At 47.3% G+C, this 16760-nt stretch carries 14 protein-coding genes and 2 pseudogenes; 1 reads left to right on the top strand and 15 read right to left on the bottom strand.

Going from position 1 to position 16760, the window contains the following annotated elements:
- Positions 1–428: 428 nt before the first annotated feature.
- The 5 genes and pseudogenes from OCV63_RS14520 to OCV63_RS14500 all read right to left on the bottom strand — a co-directional run bounded on the left by OCV63_RS14520 (position 429) and on the right by OCV63_RS14500 (position 8244).
- Entirely contained in the window at positions 429–1037 is a 609-nt protein-coding gene (locus OCV63_RS14520) for an ATP-binding cassette domain-containing protein (protein ID WP_002593328.1), read from the bottom strand.
- Entirely contained in the window at positions 1034–2998 is a 1965-nt protein-coding gene (locus OCV63_RS14515) for a bacteriocin-associated integral membrane family protein (protein WP_158365026.1), read from the bottom strand. The genes OCV63_RS14520 and OCV63_RS14515 overlap by 4 nt, the downstream gene beginning before the upstream one ends.
- 215 nt (positions 2999–3213) lie before the next feature.
- On the bottom strand, positions 3214–3558 hold the full coding sequence (locus tag OCV63_RS14510) for a TnpV protein (RefSeq protein ID WP_002593326.1): 345 nt from the start codon (positions 3556–3558) through the stop codon (positions 3214–3216).
- Positions 3555–6257, bottom strand: a pseudogene (locus OCV63_RS14505) (DUF4368 domain-containing protein); the annotation flags it as partial. The pseudogene OCV63_RS14505 and the gene OCV63_RS14510, both read right to left, overlap by 4 nt.
- Before the next feature lie 85 nt (positions 6258–6342).
- Positions 6343–8244, bottom strand: coding sequence for an AAA family ATPase (locus OCV63_RS14500; protein ID WP_158365025.1), 1902 nt, complete (start codon positions 8242–8244; stop codon positions 6343–6345).
- 92 nt (positions 8245–8336) lie between these two features.
- Here OCV63_RS14500 and OCV63_RS14495 point away from each other — a divergent pair, with 92 nt between their 5' ends.
- The gene (locus tag OCV63_RS14495) at positions 8337–8738 is read left to right on the top strand and encodes a hypothetical protein (protein WP_033121559.1); all 402 of its coding nucleotides are present in this window, start codon (positions 8337–8339) and stop codon (positions 8736–8738) included.
- 65 nt (positions 8739–8803) lie between these two features.
- On the opposite strand, the gene mobQ is transcribed toward OCV63_RS14495, so the two are convergent.
- The 10 genes and pseudogenes from mobQ to OCV63_RS14445 form a co-directional block, all read right to left on the bottom strand.
- Complete coding sequence (gene mobQ / locus OCV63_RS14490; protein WP_158365027.1) at positions 8804–10318, bottom strand: MobQ family relaxase; 1515 nt, start codon at positions 10316–10318, stop codon at positions 8804–8806.
- Positions 10319–10551: 233 nt separating this feature from the next.
- Complete coding sequence (locus tag OCV63_RS14485; RefSeq protein WP_158365023.1) at positions 10552–10845, bottom strand: DUF3847 domain-containing protein; 294 nt, start codon at positions 10843–10845, stop codon at positions 10552–10554.
- 150 nt (positions 10846–10995) lie between these two features.
- Entirely contained in the window at positions 10996–11937 is a 942-nt protein-coding gene (locus OCV63_RS14480) for a serine hydrolase (RefSeq protein WP_158365021.1), read from the bottom strand.
- 79 nt (positions 11938–12016) lie between these two features.
- Positions 12017–12313, bottom strand: a complete 297-nt coding sequence (locus OCV63_RS14475; protein ID WP_158365019.1) for a hypothetical protein — start codon at positions 12311–12313, stop codon at positions 12017–12019.
- Positions 12314–12446: 133 nt separating this feature from the next.
- Positions 12447–12638 carry a transposon-encoded TnpW family protein gene (locus OCV63_RS14470; RefSeq protein ID WP_112091126.1) on the bottom strand — a complete coding sequence of 64 codons (192 nt, stop codon included), beginning with the start codon at positions 12636–12638 and terminating at the stop codon, positions 12447–12449.
- A 79-nt stretch (positions 12639–12717) separates the two neighbouring features.
- Complete coding sequence (locus OCV63_RS14465) at positions 12718–14568, bottom strand: recombinase family protein (RefSeq protein WP_330587118.1); 1851 nt, start codon at positions 14566–14568, stop codon at positions 12718–12720.
- A gap of 56 nt (positions 14569–14624) precedes the next feature.
- Positions 14625–14927 (bottom strand): annotated as a pseudogene (locus tag OCV63_RS14460) (recombinase); the annotation flags it as partial.
- Positions 14924–15424, bottom strand: coding sequence for a PcfB family protein (locus OCV63_RS14455; RefSeq protein WP_007886614.1), 501 nt, complete (start codon positions 15422–15424; stop codon positions 14924–14926). The gene OCV63_RS14455 and the pseudogene OCV63_RS14460, both read right to left, overlap by 4 nt.
- Before the next feature lie 98 nt (positions 15425–15522).
- Complete coding sequence (locus OCV63_RS14450; protein ID WP_118374283.1) at positions 15523–15834, bottom strand: DUF5720 family protein; 312 nt, start codon at positions 15832–15834, stop codon at positions 15523–15525.
- A 51-nt stretch (positions 15835–15885) separates the two neighbouring features.
- Positions 15886–16746: a DUF6017 domain-containing protein gene (locus OCV63_RS14445; RefSeq protein WP_117751524.1), complete on the bottom strand. Its 861-nt coding sequence runs from the start codon at positions 16744–16746 to the stop codon at positions 15886–15888.
- Between the last annotated feature and the right edge of the window lie 14 nt (positions 16747–16760).

The raw sequence follows: 16760 nt of genomic DNA, 5'->3' as shown, positions 1-16760 counted from the left end.
CCGTCCCGTTTTCATGCCCGCCTCCGCGCGGGCCTTTTTCGTTCAAGAGAGCGCCGGAGGCGGTCTTTCCTATAAAGTAAAAAAAGACCGTCAACTTTTCGCACATTGCGACCAGTCAACGGTCTGATTTTCGGTATTTATTTTTCCAAACTTGCTGGCGGCGAACAGCATTTCATGCTGTTTGCGGACGGCAAGTCCACAAGGGATAGACGCACAAGCGTCGCAAGGGAGTGTAGCTCCCTTGACGGAACGAAGTGACGAAACATTTTCGGTCAAGCAGTTTTTCTCTGCTGACCGGGAATGAAGCTCCGCAGGACGCACATACTCCCGATAGGAGAGTATAGAAGTGCGCCCTTTAGTTCCTAAAGGGATTTTCTTCTGACCCAAATTACATAAAATGTAGATCAAGACATTTCTAAGAGGTACTCTCAGATTTTCACAACATAAGGTTCATCTTCAATAATACCCTGATCGTGGGTAACAATGATAACCGTTTTACCTTCTTCATTGAGTTCGTGCAATAACCTCATAACAATATCTCTATTTTTCTTGTCAAGTGAGCCAGTAGGTTCATCTGCCAAAACAACAGAACATTTTTTCATCATAAGACGAGCTAAAGCAACTCTCTGTTGTTCACCACCGGAAAGCTGATAAACTTTTTTGTTAACTTCCTTTGATAACCCCACACGATTAAGAGCTTCTTTAAGTGATACTTTAGTTCGGCTTGATTTTTTAATCAAACTTAAATTTTCTTTAACTGTCTTATTTTCAAGCAGTGCAAAATTCTGAAAAAGAAACCCCACTGTATCCGCAAAAAAACTGTTTTTATTTTTAAGCCGGGTAATATTCAGCCCTTCGATTATGATACTGCCGCTATCCGGCTTTTCGATACCACCAATCATATTGAGCAAAGTGCTTTTTCCACTGCCGCTATCCCCGCTGATTACTACAAAACTTCCATCCGGAATTTCCAAATTAAAGTTGGAGAAAATTATTTTCTCTCCAAATGCTTTATTTAAGCCACGAATTATAATCATAAACATCCACCTTTCAAGGACTTTGAGATATTTGTTTTTTCAACCCACATAACATTTGTGAAAATGATTGCCATTTCAATAATGGTGAGCAATGCTCCAACCAGTAAAGCAATCCCGACACTTGCGTTAGATATAAAAAGCGAAACAATGCAAATCAATATCACAACGGCTATATTTTCTAAGAGATTAACGGAAATAAATCTTTTGTGCCTTTCATAAAAGCGATAGCCCAAAACCTTTTTGAGGGAGATTTCCATCGCATTAAGTCTAAATTCCATTTTCACTTCAGATATGATGATAGCGATATCTAACAGCAATACTAATACGCAAAGAGAGCTTATAAAGCCAATCAGTTTCACGAGGAAACTATGACTATAAATGTAATCCTCCCCGACATTCGTCAGCATAAAATAGTGTGAACCAAGCTGTTCTGAATATTTTTTCGCAACACTGCGAATTGTGCTTTCATCGCATCCGTAGATTACCTCACCATTATATGTTCCTGTTTCGATATAACTTCCATTTAAAGCAACAGCCTCATTTGCCTGATAAATCACAATCGGATTTGTTACTCTTGACAATCCGTCAATAGCCTCTTCTCTGTTCGAATTGAGATAATAAAATTGTTCTCTGCCAGAATATTCTTTATAAACAACACGCAGTTCTTCTGCATTTTGGGTAAGAGAGCCAATTTCCTCTTTTGCGATATCTTTGTATGATTCCGCATTTTTTCCCTTTGGCACGAAGACCACGATATCCTCTTTTTCATCATCTTCAGTAAGCATATCAGAAAACCCTTGCAGCATATCTCTGGCATTATGATTTACAAAAATATAATTATCCGTATCGCTTATCCGGCTGCCTATGCAGACCACCGGATTTATCGTGTTGTATTCATTTTCGTAAAGGTCATTCCAAAATTCGCTCTCTTTGGATTCCTCCTCATTTTCTTCAAAAGGAGGTTCAATCTGCATAACTCCAAAATAGTAATCATTATAATGATTTTCTAAAAGAGTAGTGTTTGTAAGTAAATTACCTTGAATGCTACTGAGATTTGTAGTTATTGTAAAAATCGTCATAGCAGTAGCAAATACTTTAAGACCGTTCAGAAGATAAAACATACCTTTTTTATCTGAAGCATTGGCAAAGGCTTTTTTTACATCAAAGCGGACAAAAGCAGCATAAGGAATTACGGAAAGAACTGCTCCGGCACAATACACTGCCAAAATGAGATGATCTTCATACGCTCCCGATATAAATTGAGAAACAAGCAACTTTGCTAAGACGAATAATGCAGCATATGAAATCATATCAGCCACTACAGCTTTTAGAGCAATCACAGCAGCATTTTCGCCCAGAGAAGCTCGTACAACTACTTCCTTTTGTCTGCGTATCACCTCAATCATATTAAGTACAATCATCAATATGGCAACCAGGCCCCAAACAATGAACATCATATCAGTTTCGGTTGATTGCCAAAACTCTGGCTGCGATATAGAATATTCTTTTGCCAAATCTTGATATGTGGCAATAATGTCATCATCGTCACCGATATAGCTGACCATTATTTCCTGTCCATTGCCTGTGTTTTTTGCTTCTCTAAAATCTTCAAATTCTATTACGGTGATTCCGCCTATCAAAGCCGTATATGTTTTTTCCTCAATATCCATTGTGCTTTTAAGACTATCCCGAACAACGGTATCATCACCATAAATATAAAGTCTTGTCTGATAATTAGAAACTCTCTGATTAAAAGTCGAAAAAATATGAACACCATGCTTCTCAGCTGTATCTTCTGCATTGGCTAAAAATGAATCCATATCGTCATTAGTAGTTGTGTATCTGGACGATAAATAATAAGCACCATTAAAGTTCCAGAGCATATTTTGATATACTTCAGCTTGCATAACAAAAGCAAAAATAATCGTAATCAACAGCAATATATTTCTTATATGTTTCATTTAAAATTCTTAAACCTCCTTTGAATAGGTAACAGACACACGATTGCCCAAAATACTAATATGGATTTTTTCATACAACCACATTCTCTTGTTAGATTCTAATTTTCCGTTTTCTTTATTCGCATAAATTGTACCATAAAACTCGTGAACAATTCTACCGCAACTTTGGACTACATGAGAAAAGTCCGAACAGTTTTCTGCCCGGACTTCCTCGCTCAATCATAAATCAATTCCACTTTCACAATCTCCTCTGCCTGTGCCTTGCAAGCGTTCATCTGCCGCACCCATTCCATTTGGTTTTCGGCTTTCAGTTGCTCGGTCACGCCGTTTTGCTCTGCCAGTGACCGCACGATCAGCTCCATGCGGTTTCGTGCTGTTTCGTCAATCTCGGCGCAATGCTCAAAGAGCTTGTCGGATAGCACCAGCTCATTGAACAGTATCGGACGGTGCATTTCCAGATACGCCTTGCGAAGTCTGCCGTAGTGTCCGAGGGGCTTGGTCTTGCGGATAATGATGTTTGGGATAAGATAATCGCCGTTCTGTGTGTAAGTGATATTCATGCTGTTTGTACTCCTTTCATCGGCTCTCTCTGCGGTAAACTGCTGACAGGGACGAACACGCCCTTTGCAATGTCCTCCGCACGAATGGCGGCTTTCTTGGCTTCGATTTCTGCCTTTTTCCGCTTTTTGATTTTGTCCTCGTATCGCTTCTGTGCTCCGCTGGCTTTCCGCTTCAAGTAGTTCTGGTGGAGCCTGTCCTTGCGTTCCTCACGCTTGCGGATTTCCTCTAATTCCTCCGGGGTAAGCTCCACTTCGCCAAACGCAGGGGGAACGAAACGACCCACGAAATTGAAGTAAATCTCGACCTCCTGTGTGGTCTGAATACTGCCCTTGCGGTCACGCTCATGCACAAGGATTTTCTCAATAAACTCATTGAGCATGGCAATCGTCAGCTTGTCGAAGTTCTCATACTTGTCAATCAGAGCGATAAAACGGTCAGCGTCCTTTTCGTGCTTCTCGTAGCTCTTGATAGCCTTTTCCAGAACAGAGATTTCAGCGGTAAGCTCGGTCTGCTCCTTTTCATATTGAGCGTCCAGAGTGGCATATCTGCTGTCAGACAGCTTTCCTAAAATGTTGTCCTCATAGATTTTGCAGAGCAGGACTTCCAGCTCGGAAACTCTCTGCTTTGCGGTGGCAAGGCGTATCCGCTGTTTCTTGACCTCTGCCGTCTGCTGGCTGGACTGCGCTTCCTGCACCACTCGGACAAACTCGGCTCTGTCATGCTTCGCATACTCGGCAATAGCTTTGAGCATTTCGGAAACAAGGGACAGTACCACATCTTCATTGATACGGTGCTGTGTCGTGCAGAGCTTTCCAACTGGGACTTTGCTGTATTGGGAACAGGTATATTGAGAAATACGCTTGCCGTTGTTGGTACGGTGGACATACATCTTGCCGCCGCAATCGGCACAATAAAGCAAGCCTGTGAGGGGAGCTGCTTCGCCCCAGCCGTCCGGGTAGCGTCTGACATTCCCACGGATTTTCTGCACAAGGTCAAAGGTCTGCTGGTCAATGATAGCTTCATGGGTATTCTCGAAAATTGTCCATTCGTCCTCCGGGACATAATGGCTTTTCTTGTCCTTGAAGTGCTTTCGGGTCTTGAAGTTGATGGTGTGTCCCAGATATTCACGCTTTTCAAGAATGTTGCAGATGGTGGAAGAACCCCAGCCGTACACATCTTTGAAGGTCTTATTTTTGTTCACGCCCTCGCCGTGCCGGGCAAGGTAAGCGGACGGAATGAGGACTTTTTCTTCTTTCAGCTTGCTGGCGATCTGATACGGACCGTAGCCGTCAATCGTCATGGCAAAGATGCGCTTGACCACCTCGGCGGCTTCGGGGTCAACCAACCATTGGTCTCTGGCTTCGTTCCAAAGATAGCCGTAAATGACCGTGCCTGTGAGGTGCTTGCCGGACTTGCCTTTGGACTGGAAAGTGGAACGGATTTTACGGCTGGTGTCTCTGGCGTAATACTCGTTCATAATGTTGCGGAAAGGGGTAAAATCATCGTCCCCTCTGGCACTGTCCACGCCGTCATTGATGGCGATAAGGCGAACGCCACGCTGACGCAGGATTTCCATAATCTGACCGACTTTCAGATAGTCACGACCCATGCGGCTCATGTCCTTGATGCACAAATACTCCACATTCCCGGCTTCCACTTCTTTCATCATTGCTAAAAATCCGGGACGGTCAAAGCAAGTACCACTAATGCCATCGTCCGTGAAATGGACAATGTTTGTAAAGCCCTGCCGTGCGGCGAACTCCTCCAACATTGCCTTTTGATTGGATATGGAATTGCTCTCACGCTGTTGGTCATCATCTTTGCCAAAGTCATCACGGCTCAGTCGTTCGTACAGAGCTGTGATTTTCTCATTTTTTCTCATAACTTGCGCTCCTTTCTTCGGTTTTAGGTTGTGTGTTCTAAGAGACTTCCCAACCGCTTGATTAAGAAGTCTTTTAGAGCATACAACACCGGCTGCCAGCTTATATTTCTTATACTGCCGCACTGCGAAGTGGTTTGGCTTTTCCGATTCCAGTGCATCAAACATCAGGTCTACGGGATTTTTGAACTCCTCGTCATCCTCCCGGACTTCCATGGCGTTGATGAACTCGATGAGGGTGGAGAAGTTTTGCTCCTCCACCGGAGCTTCATAGTGGATATATCCGATCAACGCGCAATACAGCAATGTTTCCGCCTTGACCCAGAAATCATCTCCGGCCTTTCCCTCGCCTTTGGTATTGGCAATCAGCGTTGTCACCAGCTTCAAAATATCCTTTTCCGAGTGGATGTATGCAAAGGGGTTATAGTGCATGGACTTCTTGAAGTTGATGGTATTTAGGACCTTGATTCGGTACGGCTCATAAATGACCTTGCCGTGCTTATCCTTCATGGGCTTTCCGTCCTTCCCCAGCTTGGGCGCACCCCTTTGGAGCATTTTTCCGCACTCCACCAGAATTGTTCCTTTCGGGTCCGTCACAACATAGGAGCTGTGCATCTGCATCAGGTTGGGTTTCAGCCAGAATCGGGTCTTACCGGAACCGGAGCCGCCAATCACCAGTACATTTTTGTTTCTGGCAGTCTTGGGGTCCTTGGGGCGGCTGTTCATGGTCAGGCTCTCCGTTTTCGTCAGAATCACATTGTTCTGAAATACAGGATCAACGTAAGGTGCAATATCCTCACGGGTTCCCCATGAAGCGTTTTGTCAAGTGCTTTTTTGAGTTATTGACGCAAATTATCGTGAAAGTGCGAAAGTGCAAAGTGCAAAGGGTCTGCGTTTTGCACTTTCAGCTTGCGGGTTCGGGTGGCTGCTTCTTCTTGATGAAGTTGTACCATTGACCGCCGACACGCCTTGCGCCTAAAATGCCGCCCATGTTGCGCTTGGCGTTCTGTACCGTCCTTTCGGATATTCCGGCTTCGGCTGCGGCTTTTACAATGTCCTCGCTGGCAAGTTCTTTCCCGTCTGCAAGCAGGTCAAGTATCAGCCTTTCAGCCTGTTCGGTTTTGGTGGCGTTGTTGCCGCCCGCACCGGACAGCAGCTCGTCGGCGGTGATGTCGTATTCGCCTATCCACGAAAAGCCTGTTTCCGGGTCAAGGCAAAAGGCTATGGGCTTGCCCTCCGGCGCAAGGGAAGATTTGTCATGGACGATTACCCGCACATTCGGTTCTCGCTTCACGCGCCCGATCAGCAGGACGCTCCTTGCTGCGGCGCGGAAGTCGATAGAACCTAAGCCCCGGTATGCGCTCTGCCCTCCGGCAGCTTTGTTGAGATGTCCGATAAGGATAACGGCGCACCCGGTACGCTCGGCAACATCGGCAAGGCGGCGGAACATGGGGCGCACTTCGTTCGCCCGGTTCATGTCGGTTTTTTCGCCCATGTACGCCTGTATGGGGTCAAGGATAATCAGCCGCGCCCCGGTCTGCACAATGGCTTTCTCGATACGCTCGTCCGATAGGGTAAGTTCCTGCTTGGCTTCGTCAATGACAAGTACCCGGTCAAGGTCTGCTTCGGCTTCTATCAAGCGTGGCTTGACGGTATCTCCCAAACCGTCCTCGGCGGTCTGATAAATCACTTGAAACGGCTGTATGGGCTTCATGCCCGGAAGCGTCCCGCCAGTGGTACAGGCTGCGGCAAGGCGTAGGGCAAAGGTGGTCTTGCCCTCGCCGGGGTTGCCCTGCACAATGGTTACTTTCCCAAAGGGGATATACGGCTCCCATAGCCATTCGACGGTCTGTGTGTCCACCTCGCTCATGCGGATAATCTCAACGGTTTCTTCCTGCGGTGGCTCTTTCAAGCCGTAGACTGCTTCCCGCAAATACTTCCCGTCTGTGATTTCCGCCCGGTGCTGCAATACCTCGTTCCAGTCCTTGAAAAGAGGGATAAGCCGGTGGACGGTGTAGCCCTCCGGCATGAGCTTCACAAGGCGGCTGCAAGCGTCGTTTCCGGCTTTGTCGCTGTCAAGGCAGAGATATACGGTCTTGATGTTCGGGCGGTCAGAGAGAAAGCACATAAGGGCTTTATCTCCCACGCCACCCAGCGCAAGATAGCTTTGCTTCTGCCAGTCTTTTTTGAATAGACAGAGAAAAGATAAGAGGTCAATAGGGGCTTCAAAGACAAACAATCTTTCGCCCTCGCCCCGATAGCAGAAGTTAAAGGCTTTGTCGCTTCCTTTCACATCAAGCCGTAAGTTCCCGGCTGTGCTGCGCTGGTGGGCGTAGCGTGGTACTCCGTCCTTGTCACGCCCCACAAATACGGCGTTGTGGTGGGCGGCTTCCTCGTAAATATCCCCGGTGGCAAAGAAATAGCCCGACACATCTTCATCAATGCGGCGGGCTGCTGTGAGGTAATTCCTTGCTATGCAGTTGTCGGGGCTGCGGGGTGGCAGTCGGAAATCAGAAAAGGGTGTGGGGCTTGGTCTGTCCGGCGGCGGGGCGGCTCCTTTTTCGCCTGTCAGCAGTTCAACGGCTTCGGTGAAGCTCTTGCCGAAAAACTCCATGACAAAATCAATGGGTGCACCGCCCTTACTCTGGCTGTGCCTGTACCATTTGTTTCCCCGGACGGTCAGGCTGTCGTGCCGCTTCCAGCGGTATTCATTTCCGGCACGGGTAAGCTGCTCGCCCTGTGATTGCAGGAAAGAAACAAGGTCGGCTTGGTTGGCGCGGTCTATCTGTTCTTGGGTGTAATACATGGTTAATACCTCTCTTTCTGTGGTTGAATTGTTCATAGTTTTGAAGTAAAATAAAGTCAACAAACTTGAATTTGACAAAGGAGTGTGATTGTATGAAGAAGTTGATAACACTTGTCTTAGCATTAGTTTGTGTGTTAGGTTTGGTCGGTTGCAATCAAAAGGCTGTTAGTGCTTCAGAAGTGTATTCTTTCCCCGAACCTACAACAATGATTACAGTGTCTTTCTACTCACAAGGAGAAGAAACTGCATTTGAAATTGGTTCAGAGGAATATGACTCCAATGATTTATCTACAACCCCTGTTATTAACTGGTTCTATGATTTGAAGCTGACTGCTTGCGATGAGCCAGAAGCAGTAGAAGGCTCGGAAAGTTATGAATTCTATGTGAAAGGTGAAAGTGCTTTTACCTACGAAGATAGAGGTAGCGAAGCATATATTATCATTGGTGGGAGCTACTACAAGGTAAGCAATCCTTCTGCTCCACCGATTAACTAACCCAATTCCAGTTTATCGGAAAGTGTTTAGGACGGACAGGCAAAACCGCTTGCCCGTCCTTTTTCTTATCGCTCCTGTTCATGCCGCTTGGTGCGGCTCTGCGTCTGCTCCGGTTGGTCGGCGCGGAGTGCAATATCCACGCATTTGCGGATTTTTTGAAGCTCTGAAACATTGGTGCGGGTATCTTTCAGTTTGGTATAATCGCTGTCCCTCTGTGTTTTGAGGTCAGCATATTCCTGTTCCCATTCCGCAATAGGCAAGGTCTTTGTTCCTTTCGGCAGATTTGCATGGAGATAGCGACTTGCTGCGTTCCATAGGGTCAGCTCGGCGCGGTGGGCTTCCTCGTACTTGTCGCGCTTGTTTGTCCAGCCGTTTTGCAGCTTTTTCAGTTCATCGTGAATGGGCTTGTACTCTGTGTAGTTCTTCCCGTATTCAATTAGCTTTTGTAGCTTCTTCATGCGTTCCTCGGCGGTTTTCATTCCTGCCCGGATTGAATAGGCTCTATCACTGACAGAGGAAAGAGAAGCGTCCAGCTCGTCAAGATTAGAGATGCCATGCTCGGAGAGATAGTTGACCGCTGCCGCTATGGTTTTCAGTTCATCGGCTGTGTGCTGTTGTTGCCAACGCTGCGAATACTTCCGGCTCTTTTCTCTCTGAACGCTCAAATACTTCATCAACAGATTTGCAAGGTTGGGAGCTTGCGGCGGCTGCTTCGGGGCGGTTTCCCACACTTTGAACAGGTCGGCAATCCATTCTTTGAGTTTCTCAATCTGCGCCCGGATTTCCCGGATAAGGCGGTTTGTCTTTTGAATACTGCGGTTCAGTGCGCCTTTCTCGGTGGCGATACCTTTCTTCTCCATCTGGCAAGCCGCCACGCCCATGTGGACGGTGGGTATCTCGTCAATGCCGCGCTCGGCGTTGCTGCGGTGGTCGATACGCTCCGGGCTTCCGTTCCTCTCCAAAAAGTCGTTGGTAAAGTCAGCCCATGCCTTGCGCCACAAGAGGGTGTTGTCCTTGTCGTTCCAGCCTGTAAGGTCAACCTTGTGGGTTTTGTATCTGCCACTTGGCAAGCGGATACGCTCGCCGTTTTCGTCAAGGTCATATTCCTTTTTGGACTTCGCCGCCCATGCGCCGCGCTCGTCAAGGGGGCGCATGGTAAGCATGATATGACAATGGGGATTGCCTTTGTCGGTGTCGTGAATGGCATAATCAACGCACATTCCTCTGGAAACAAATTGAGAGGAACAGTATTCCCGGACAAGCCGGATCTGTTCCTCTCTGGATAATTCTATGGGGAGCGCTGCGTCAATCTCACGCGCAAGCTGGGCGTTCCCGGCTTTCTCGTAAAGCTCCACGCTGTTCCACAAGGTTGAACGGTCAGAGAATGAGGGTGGCGCGTGGGGCGGCAGCATGATCTCTGTATGGACAACGCCGCCTTTGCGGGTGTAGTCATGGGTCATTCCGTCCCATTCGTTTGTCAGCTTTTCACCGCTTCGGTAGGCGGCTGCGGCAACGGCTGATTTGCCTTTTCCTCGGCTCACAATGCCGATGTTCCAATGGTAAATGGCTATGGGTATCACCTCCCGGATAGGATAATAAAACCCGCAAAAATGGTACAGACGCCAACGGCGGGTGTACTGTTTTTGTGGGTGTGCAGGGATAGCCGCAAAGCGGCGCAAGGGGTGCAGCCCCTTGTTGCGGCAAAGCCGCCATATCGTAGCGCGGGGAAAGTTCCCTGTGCGGAGATAAGCCCTCGGCAGAGCGCACACGCCCGCAAGGGTGTATAAGTGCGCCCTTAGTTCCTAAGGGATTTTCAGCTTGTCGTTCCCCCGGCTCGTTTTTTCAGATATTCCCGCGCTGGTTCACTCGTCAAGGCAAGCCGGAGAAGTGCTGCGGCTTCCTCGTCGGTCATGTTCTTTGCTTCCGGCACAATGCTTTCAAAGACTGCGCCCCGGACGATAAGGCGGTGGCTGCGCGTTCTGCGTTCTTCTTTGGATAGCTTCTGACGCAACATCTTTTCCCGGTTCTCAAACTGCCGGATTTTCTTCTTCCCGTCCTCAATCTCGGCTTGCAGCTCCTCACGGGTTTTCTCTCTCGGTTTCGTCATGGGTGGCCGCTCCTTTCTGCCTGTCGGCATAGAAAAAGGACAGTCGATTTCTCGGCTGCCCTTTTGGGTGGGTATTAAGTTTTATTGTGTGCTGTTTTATCTTACCCTTATTGTTTTGACACTTTACTTAAACGGGATATTTCATCATCATTATTCAATAATCGTGTTGATAGCAGACTGTACCGCTTTATATCTCCCCTCATTTGAGTGTGCCGCTAAACAGGTAATTAAATATGCTTTTCCATCTTTTTCATACAGAACAACAATGTTATAGGAAGATGCCATTGTTCCTGTTTTCATTCCTTTAACATTTGCATTATAGTACGGTGAATTTTCATCTAAAAATTCATTTGTATTTTTCCATGTAAATTCACCTTGCGGAGTTTGAATTGAAAATTCGCTTTTTCCAATACATTCTTTAACAAAATCGTAGTTAAGGAGCTTCAACGCTACGCGGTTAATGTCATCTAAATGAGAGTCAGCTTGCATAGACGCGCCACTTGGGTCATTATATAAATTTGTTTTGGAATAGCCTGCTTCGATTAAATACTCACTAAGTTCTGTCATGAAATAATCTATATATTCCGTTGCTGTATAACCTTCGCCTAATTCGTTTTTAGCGATATGATATGCCAACACATAGGCTGCGTCATTTCCGGAAGGAACAAGCATAGCCTCCATGATTTGTTTAACTGTGTATTCCCCAGCATACAGATTTGCTAAAGATGAACCCGCCGGAACAAGTTCTAATACCTCTTGATTTACTTCAACAATATCTTCCAAATCTACTTTTCCCAAAGCATAATCAATGGCAAATAGTTTTGCCAAACTTGCGACAGTGGGCAACTGGCTATCACCCTCGTAAAATAAATATTCTTCTTGCTCAATATCATAAACAGAAAATGAAAGAGCGTCCTGCGGAATGTTAAGCTCATTCGTACTTAGTTGAAAATCAATTTTTTTATAGATGTCCTTTAAGAAATCAAAACGATAAATCCCTGTTTTGTGTAGCCCAATTACTGCAACAAATGCTATAAACAACACTGTTACAAAAGCTATTATTATCTTTTTACATTTTCTATGCTTCTTCATATTTTTTCTCCCACGAATTTATATCTGCCATTCTGTGCCTTTGAGAAAAGTATAGCACAAGAACATGAACAAATCCACATTATTTCAACAAGTTTGTAGTGCTGTTTTCTCTGGCATATTGCCGCGCTGCTTCCCGCCGTTCCTCGCTGTATGGGGCGGTCAGACGGAAAGAGAAACGGCCTTTCTCAATGTCAAACTCCATGCAGCCCGTTTCCGGGTCGGTGTCGGTCTGCTTGCAGTTCTCCGGGTAGCGGCGGCTGTATGCAAGCATCCGTTTCTTTAGGTCGGTGTTGTGGGTGCGGATATGGATCAGCGGGTCTTTCTCGTCAAACCAAATATCGGTGGTCTTTTCCTGCTTCGTAAGCCCTGTTCTCATAAACTCTCCTTTCTGCGCCCCTGTTACGCAATAGGGGCATTTTTCGGGTGTTTTTCCCGGCTCTTGACTTGGGGAAAATGAGGATTTTCAAATAGAAACCGCCCGGACAGGGAATGGTTCGTCGGGGCGGCTGTTATCGCAAGATTTCTGTTTTTTCCGGCTCTTGACCGTCAGACGCGGATAAACGCGTACTGTCGGCAAGCACCAGTTTGAGCAGCTTGTCGCGGAATGTTTCTGTGCTGCTGTGATTGAAAAATAACTCCGCAACAATGGTCTGCCCGTTCCTCTGGGTCGTGATGATATTGTCGGGGGTCTGTTCTGCCATAGGCGGCTCCTTTCTCCGGGTGCAAAAGAGGGATTTCCCGTAACTCGGAAAATCCCTCTTGGTTGACGGTTATTCTGTTTTACTGTGTGGGCTGTGCGGCGGCTGCCTGCGCCTTTCTCCTTGCCCGGTATTCCCGCGCTTTCATGCGGTCATACTCCCGCTGCTTTTCAAGGTTTCGCGCCCGGTACTCCCTTGAATACTGCCGGTGGTAGGCGCGGCTCTTTTCCTTTTTGGCTTCTTCGATTTCCTCCCGCATTTGCCGGATTTCCTGCTCGGTCGGCTCTGCAAGCTGTGTCACTTCGTTCTCAAACTTGCCGATATAATTGAAATATATGCTGATGTGCTGGATTGCGTATCTCGCCCTTTTCTGGTCGCGCTCATGCACTTCAATCCGGCTGATAAACTCGTTGAGAATGGCGGGTGTCAGGTCGGTAAAGGCAGCATGGCGTTCCGTCAGCTTCAAAAACTTCTGCGCCCGTCCTCCCGCGTTCTCATAAGCGGACAGCTGCTCTTGGAGCGTGGCAAGCTCCGCTTTCAGCGCATAGTATTCTTCCGAATACTTCTGCGACATCTGCTCATAACGGTCTTGCGGAATCGTGCCGAGGGCGTTGTCCTCGTAGAGCTTATTCAGCACCTTGTCAATCTGTTCAAGGCGCGTCGTGATTTGCGGAATACGCTTCTGCTGCTTTTTGCTCTGGTCGGTCTGCTGCATGGCAAGGTTCTTTTTCACTAAGACTTCAAACTCCGCCCGGTTGCTGATGGAATAGTCCTCGATTTTCTTCAGCACTTCCGCGATGGTCTGCATGAGCAAGTCCGCGTCCATGATGTGCGGGGAATGGCATTTGGGGTTCTTGGCTTTCCCCTTGTGGTACTCGCTGCAATAGGCAACATGGCGCTTGCCGCCGTTCCGGTAATCAATACGAATGTGCATTTTTGCACCGCAGTCCTTACAGAAAAGCAAGCCGGACAGAGGGTGGATTTCCCCGTCCCCGTTGGGGCGTCTGACGGATGCGTTTTCCAAAATCCGCTGTACGGTTTCAAAATCGCTGCGGCTGATAATCGGCTCATGCACATTTTCTGTGATGTGCCACTGGCTCCGGTCTACATAGTGGTTATGTTTATCCCGGAAATGCTTTGTAGTCTTGAAGTTGACTACATCGCCGCAATACTCCTGCCGTGTGAGGATATTGGTCAAGGTGGCTTTGTTCCACTTGCAGCGGTTATCCTCGTTGAGCGTCTTATTTTTACAAGTTCCCCGCCCCCGGTCTTTCATATAGAAAGTGGGGGTAGGGATTTGCTCGTTTTTCAGATGCACGGCGATTTGGTTGCGGTTCTTCCCACCGATAAACAGACGAAAAATCAAACGGACAACCGCGGCGGCTTCCTCGTCGATTATCCAAAAATCCTTGTTGTTCGGGTCTTTGACATAGCCGTAAGGGGCTTCGGTGACAATCGGCTTTCCGCTCATGCCTTTGGTCTTAATGCCTGTTTTCACTTTTTTGCTGATGTCCTTTGCGTACCACTCCGACATGATGTTGATAAAGGGCGCAAACTCCAGCGTGTCGGGCTTCTCGCTGTCTATGCCGTTGTTGACCGCGATAAAGCGCACATTGTTCCGTCTGAATATCTCCATCGCGTTGCCGACTTGGAGATAGTCGCGCCCCCAGCGGGTAAGGTCTTTCATAATGCAGACACCGATTTTCCCGTTTTCCACATCGTCCATCATGCGGGAGTAGGCGGAACGGTCAAAAAACCTGCCGCTTTCGTCATCGTCGATGTAGTGCCGGATATTGGTTAGGTGCTGCCCTCTGGCATAGTTCTCCAAAAATATTTTTTGGTTCTGTATGCTGTTGCTCTCGCCGCCGTCCCTGTCCTCGTCGCCCACGGAAAGGCGGGAGTAAAGGGCTGTAATTTTGCTATAATCAGTCATGTGCATAACCTCCTGTGCGTCCATGTATGTGTCATTTACACTTAAAATTATGCACTCCAGCGGGCCGAACCATATTCCAAACCATGTCGATATTTCTTGGCGTTCTTGCTTTTAAGATACACCGCCAGCCTCAGACTGCCTCCACAACACAGCCCTACCAACAAGTCCAATGGATGCAGGCTTGGCCAGAAACTTTGCAGCGCCCCAGGCAGAACAGCAACCAGCGAAAGAAACTTTTCTGAAGCATCCGCCCCTTGTGCCATTCGCCATGCCTCTCCAAAATTGGTAGCAAACAGTCCCATCAGGATATACGGCATATTCAGCAAAATGAGCTTTTTGATGTCCAATGTCTTTTTCATCGTTCCAGCTCCTTTCGCTTGGTGCGATCCACCACAGCATTTTTAACCATCTCTTTGAACTGGTTAAGTTTTGCCAGTACGGACGGGCGCTCTGTTTTCGTTGCCTTTTTGACCTTTTTGTTGGTGTACTCTGTAAAAGCTGCTGTCAGAGCATCTGCATCACGGCCTTTGAAAAAAATCAGGTACTTTGGCGGAGAACTGCTGCGGTCCTTTTTCACCGCATAATCCACACCATATTTCCGGGCGATTTTCTCAAACTCCTTGATAGAGGGGTCTGTGATCTCAATGTTGGATATTCCCTGATTCTGCCCGACAAGCTGCTTCACAGTCTGTTTTCCATGCGGAACAACCGGCGCATCACGGCTTCTCTGTTTTTCCAGCTTCTTTTCCTTGCGATGTGCCATGTACTTGCTTATGGCAGCCTTAAACATTCTGCCGGTAAACTTTGTTCCACTGACAACCAGCGTCAAAGTTCTGTTTTCCACTTCTTCCTGCATTTTCTCGCCTCCTTTCCACGAAGTTTGCAGGGAATCTCTTTTTTTGCTAAGGCGGAACCACCAGCCGCCGCAGAAGATAACGCTTCATATCACCCTCCTTAGCGTAACTGGTCAGAACGGTCATAGTGCAGATTGCCCTGACGTACCTTTGCGTGGCTCAAAATCTTAATCTGCCCCTTTTCCTGACTATCCAGTGCTTTTTCATAACCAGTATCCGACAAGAACAGGCGGGTTCGTTCGCCTTTCCAGCCAACAGGGGAATCGTTCGTCAGCACATCAAAAATAATCATGTGCCGGGTGTTCTCCGCAAAACGCTGGAGGTCCATATATCCATGACCGTGATAATTCTGCGCTCCTGCCTTTACCCGCATTTCTTCCATCAGCTGCCCTATGGTCTTTCCCTCAGACATCATGCTTACTCCTTTCTCCCGGCACTTCCGGGCAATAAAAATAGCGACCATTTACCAGCCGCCATACAGATCGTGATTTACTTGTGAGGTGTAATGATTGCTTATCGTGGTGGGTGCATTAAACAGAACGGTCAGAAGATACTGCTTCATGTTACGAATTTCCGTGGTGTTCTTCTGTAAACAGTCCATGACAAACTCAATGTGCGAGTTATCCAGCTTCAAGAATCTGGAACGAACGATTTCATGCGGAAAATCGCTTCCTGCAATACGGGTGGTCTTTCGCTTTGCACAGACCGTTTCCACGATCAGCTCCACAATCTCATCCAAATCCTCCCGATAAGTTTCATACTGCTGACACAGGTATTCATACCCGATATTCTCCTGAATCAATTCCCGATAACTCTCTATCTCTGTGAGTGACATCGCATCCCTTCCTTTCCATTCCGGCAGACAATCTGCCGCACAATCCCGGAAGGGAATGGAATCGGTACTTGATCCATAAATATTTTGTTTTTGAGTATTTGATTTCTCTATATTTAATTCTGCGGGCTTTTCCGTATCCGGTTTATCCATATACGGGTTTTCCGTATCTGGTGAATCCGTATCCGGTTTTCTAAGCTGTGGCTGCTCGTATATGACATACTCTGTATCGCTGATGCGTCCCTGCCGGTCACGCAACTTGTGCCGTACAATATAACCGGCGGCCTCCAATTCCCGCAACGCAGCGCCTATGGCATCCACGCCCTCCTTACAGATCTTTGCAAGACCACGGGTGGTGTAATTCCAGTCCTCTGGCAAAGACAGCATCATGGAAAGCAGCCCCTTGGCTTTTAACGACAGGTTTGCATTTCGTAAATGATGATTGCTCATCACAGTATAATCACGGGTCCGTTCAATGCGAAAAACGGCCATCGACCTCACTCCTT

It is taken from the genome of Laedolimicola ammoniilytica (genome assembly GCF_025567165.1).
GTDB classification, from domain to species: domain Bacteria; phylum Bacillota; class Clostridia; order Lachnospirales; family Lachnospiraceae; genus Laedolimicola; species Laedolimicola ammoniilytica.
Note: the sequence above shows the minus strand (reverse complement) of the source record. Positions and strands in the feature narration are given on the sequence as shown.

What these genes read in the sequence shown, in the direction of transcription:
- OCV63_RS14470 (WP_112091126.1), bottom strand. Translation starts at nt 12,638, where the DNA reads ATGGCAGAACAGACCCCCGACAATATCATCACGACCCAGAGGAACGGG.
- OCV63_RS14480 (WP_158365021.1), bottom strand. Translation starts at nt 11,937, where the DNA reads ATGAAGAAGCATAGAAAATGTAAAAAGATAATAATAGCTTTTGTAACA.
- OCV63_RS14510 (WP_002593326.1), bottom strand. Translation starts at nt 3,558, where the DNA reads ATGAATATCACTTACACACAGAACGGCGATTATCTTATCCCAAACATC.
- OCV63_RS14455 (WP_007886614.1), bottom strand. Translation starts at nt 15,424, where the DNA reads ATGCAGGAAGAAGTGGAAAACAGAACTTTGACGCTGGTTGTCAGTGGA.
- OCV63_RS14475 (WP_158365019.1), bottom strand. Translation starts at nt 12,313, where the DNA reads ATGAGAACAGGGCTTACGAAGCAGGAAAAGACCACCGATATTTGGTTT.
- OCV63_RS14500 (WP_158365025.1), bottom strand. Translation starts at nt 8,244, where the DNA reads ATGTATTACACCCAAGAACAGATAGACCGCGCCAACCAAGCCGACCTT.
- OCV63_RS14445 (WP_117751524.1), bottom strand. Translation starts at nt 16,746, where the DNA reads ATGGCCGTTTTTCGCATTGAACGGACCCGTGATTATACTGTGATGAGC.
- OCV63_RS14515 (WP_158365026.1), bottom strand. Translation starts at nt 2,998, where the DNA reads ATGAAACATATAAGAAATATATTGCTGTTGATTACGATTATTTTTGCT.
- OCV63_RS14465 (WP_330587118.1), bottom strand. Translation starts at nt 14,568, where the DNA reads ATGACTGATTATAGCAAAATTACAGCCCTTTACTCCCGCCTTTCCGTG.
- OCV63_RS14520 (WP_002593328.1), bottom strand. Translation starts at nt 1,037, where the DNA reads ATGATTATAATTCGTGGCTTAAATAAAGCATTTGGAGAGAAAATAATT.
- OCV63_RS14495 (WP_033121559.1), top strand. Translation starts at nt 8,337, where the DNA reads ATGAAGAAGTTGATAACACTTGTCTTAGCATTAGTTTGTGTGTTAGGT.
- OCV63_RS14485 (WP_158365023.1), bottom strand. Translation starts at nt 10,845, where the DNA reads ATGACGAAACCGAGAGAGAAAACCCGTGAGGAGCTGCAAGCCGAGATT.
- OCV63_RS14450 (WP_118374283.1), bottom strand. Translation starts at nt 15,834, where the DNA reads ATGTCTGAGGGAAAGACCATAGGGCAGCTGATGGAAGAAATGCGGGTA.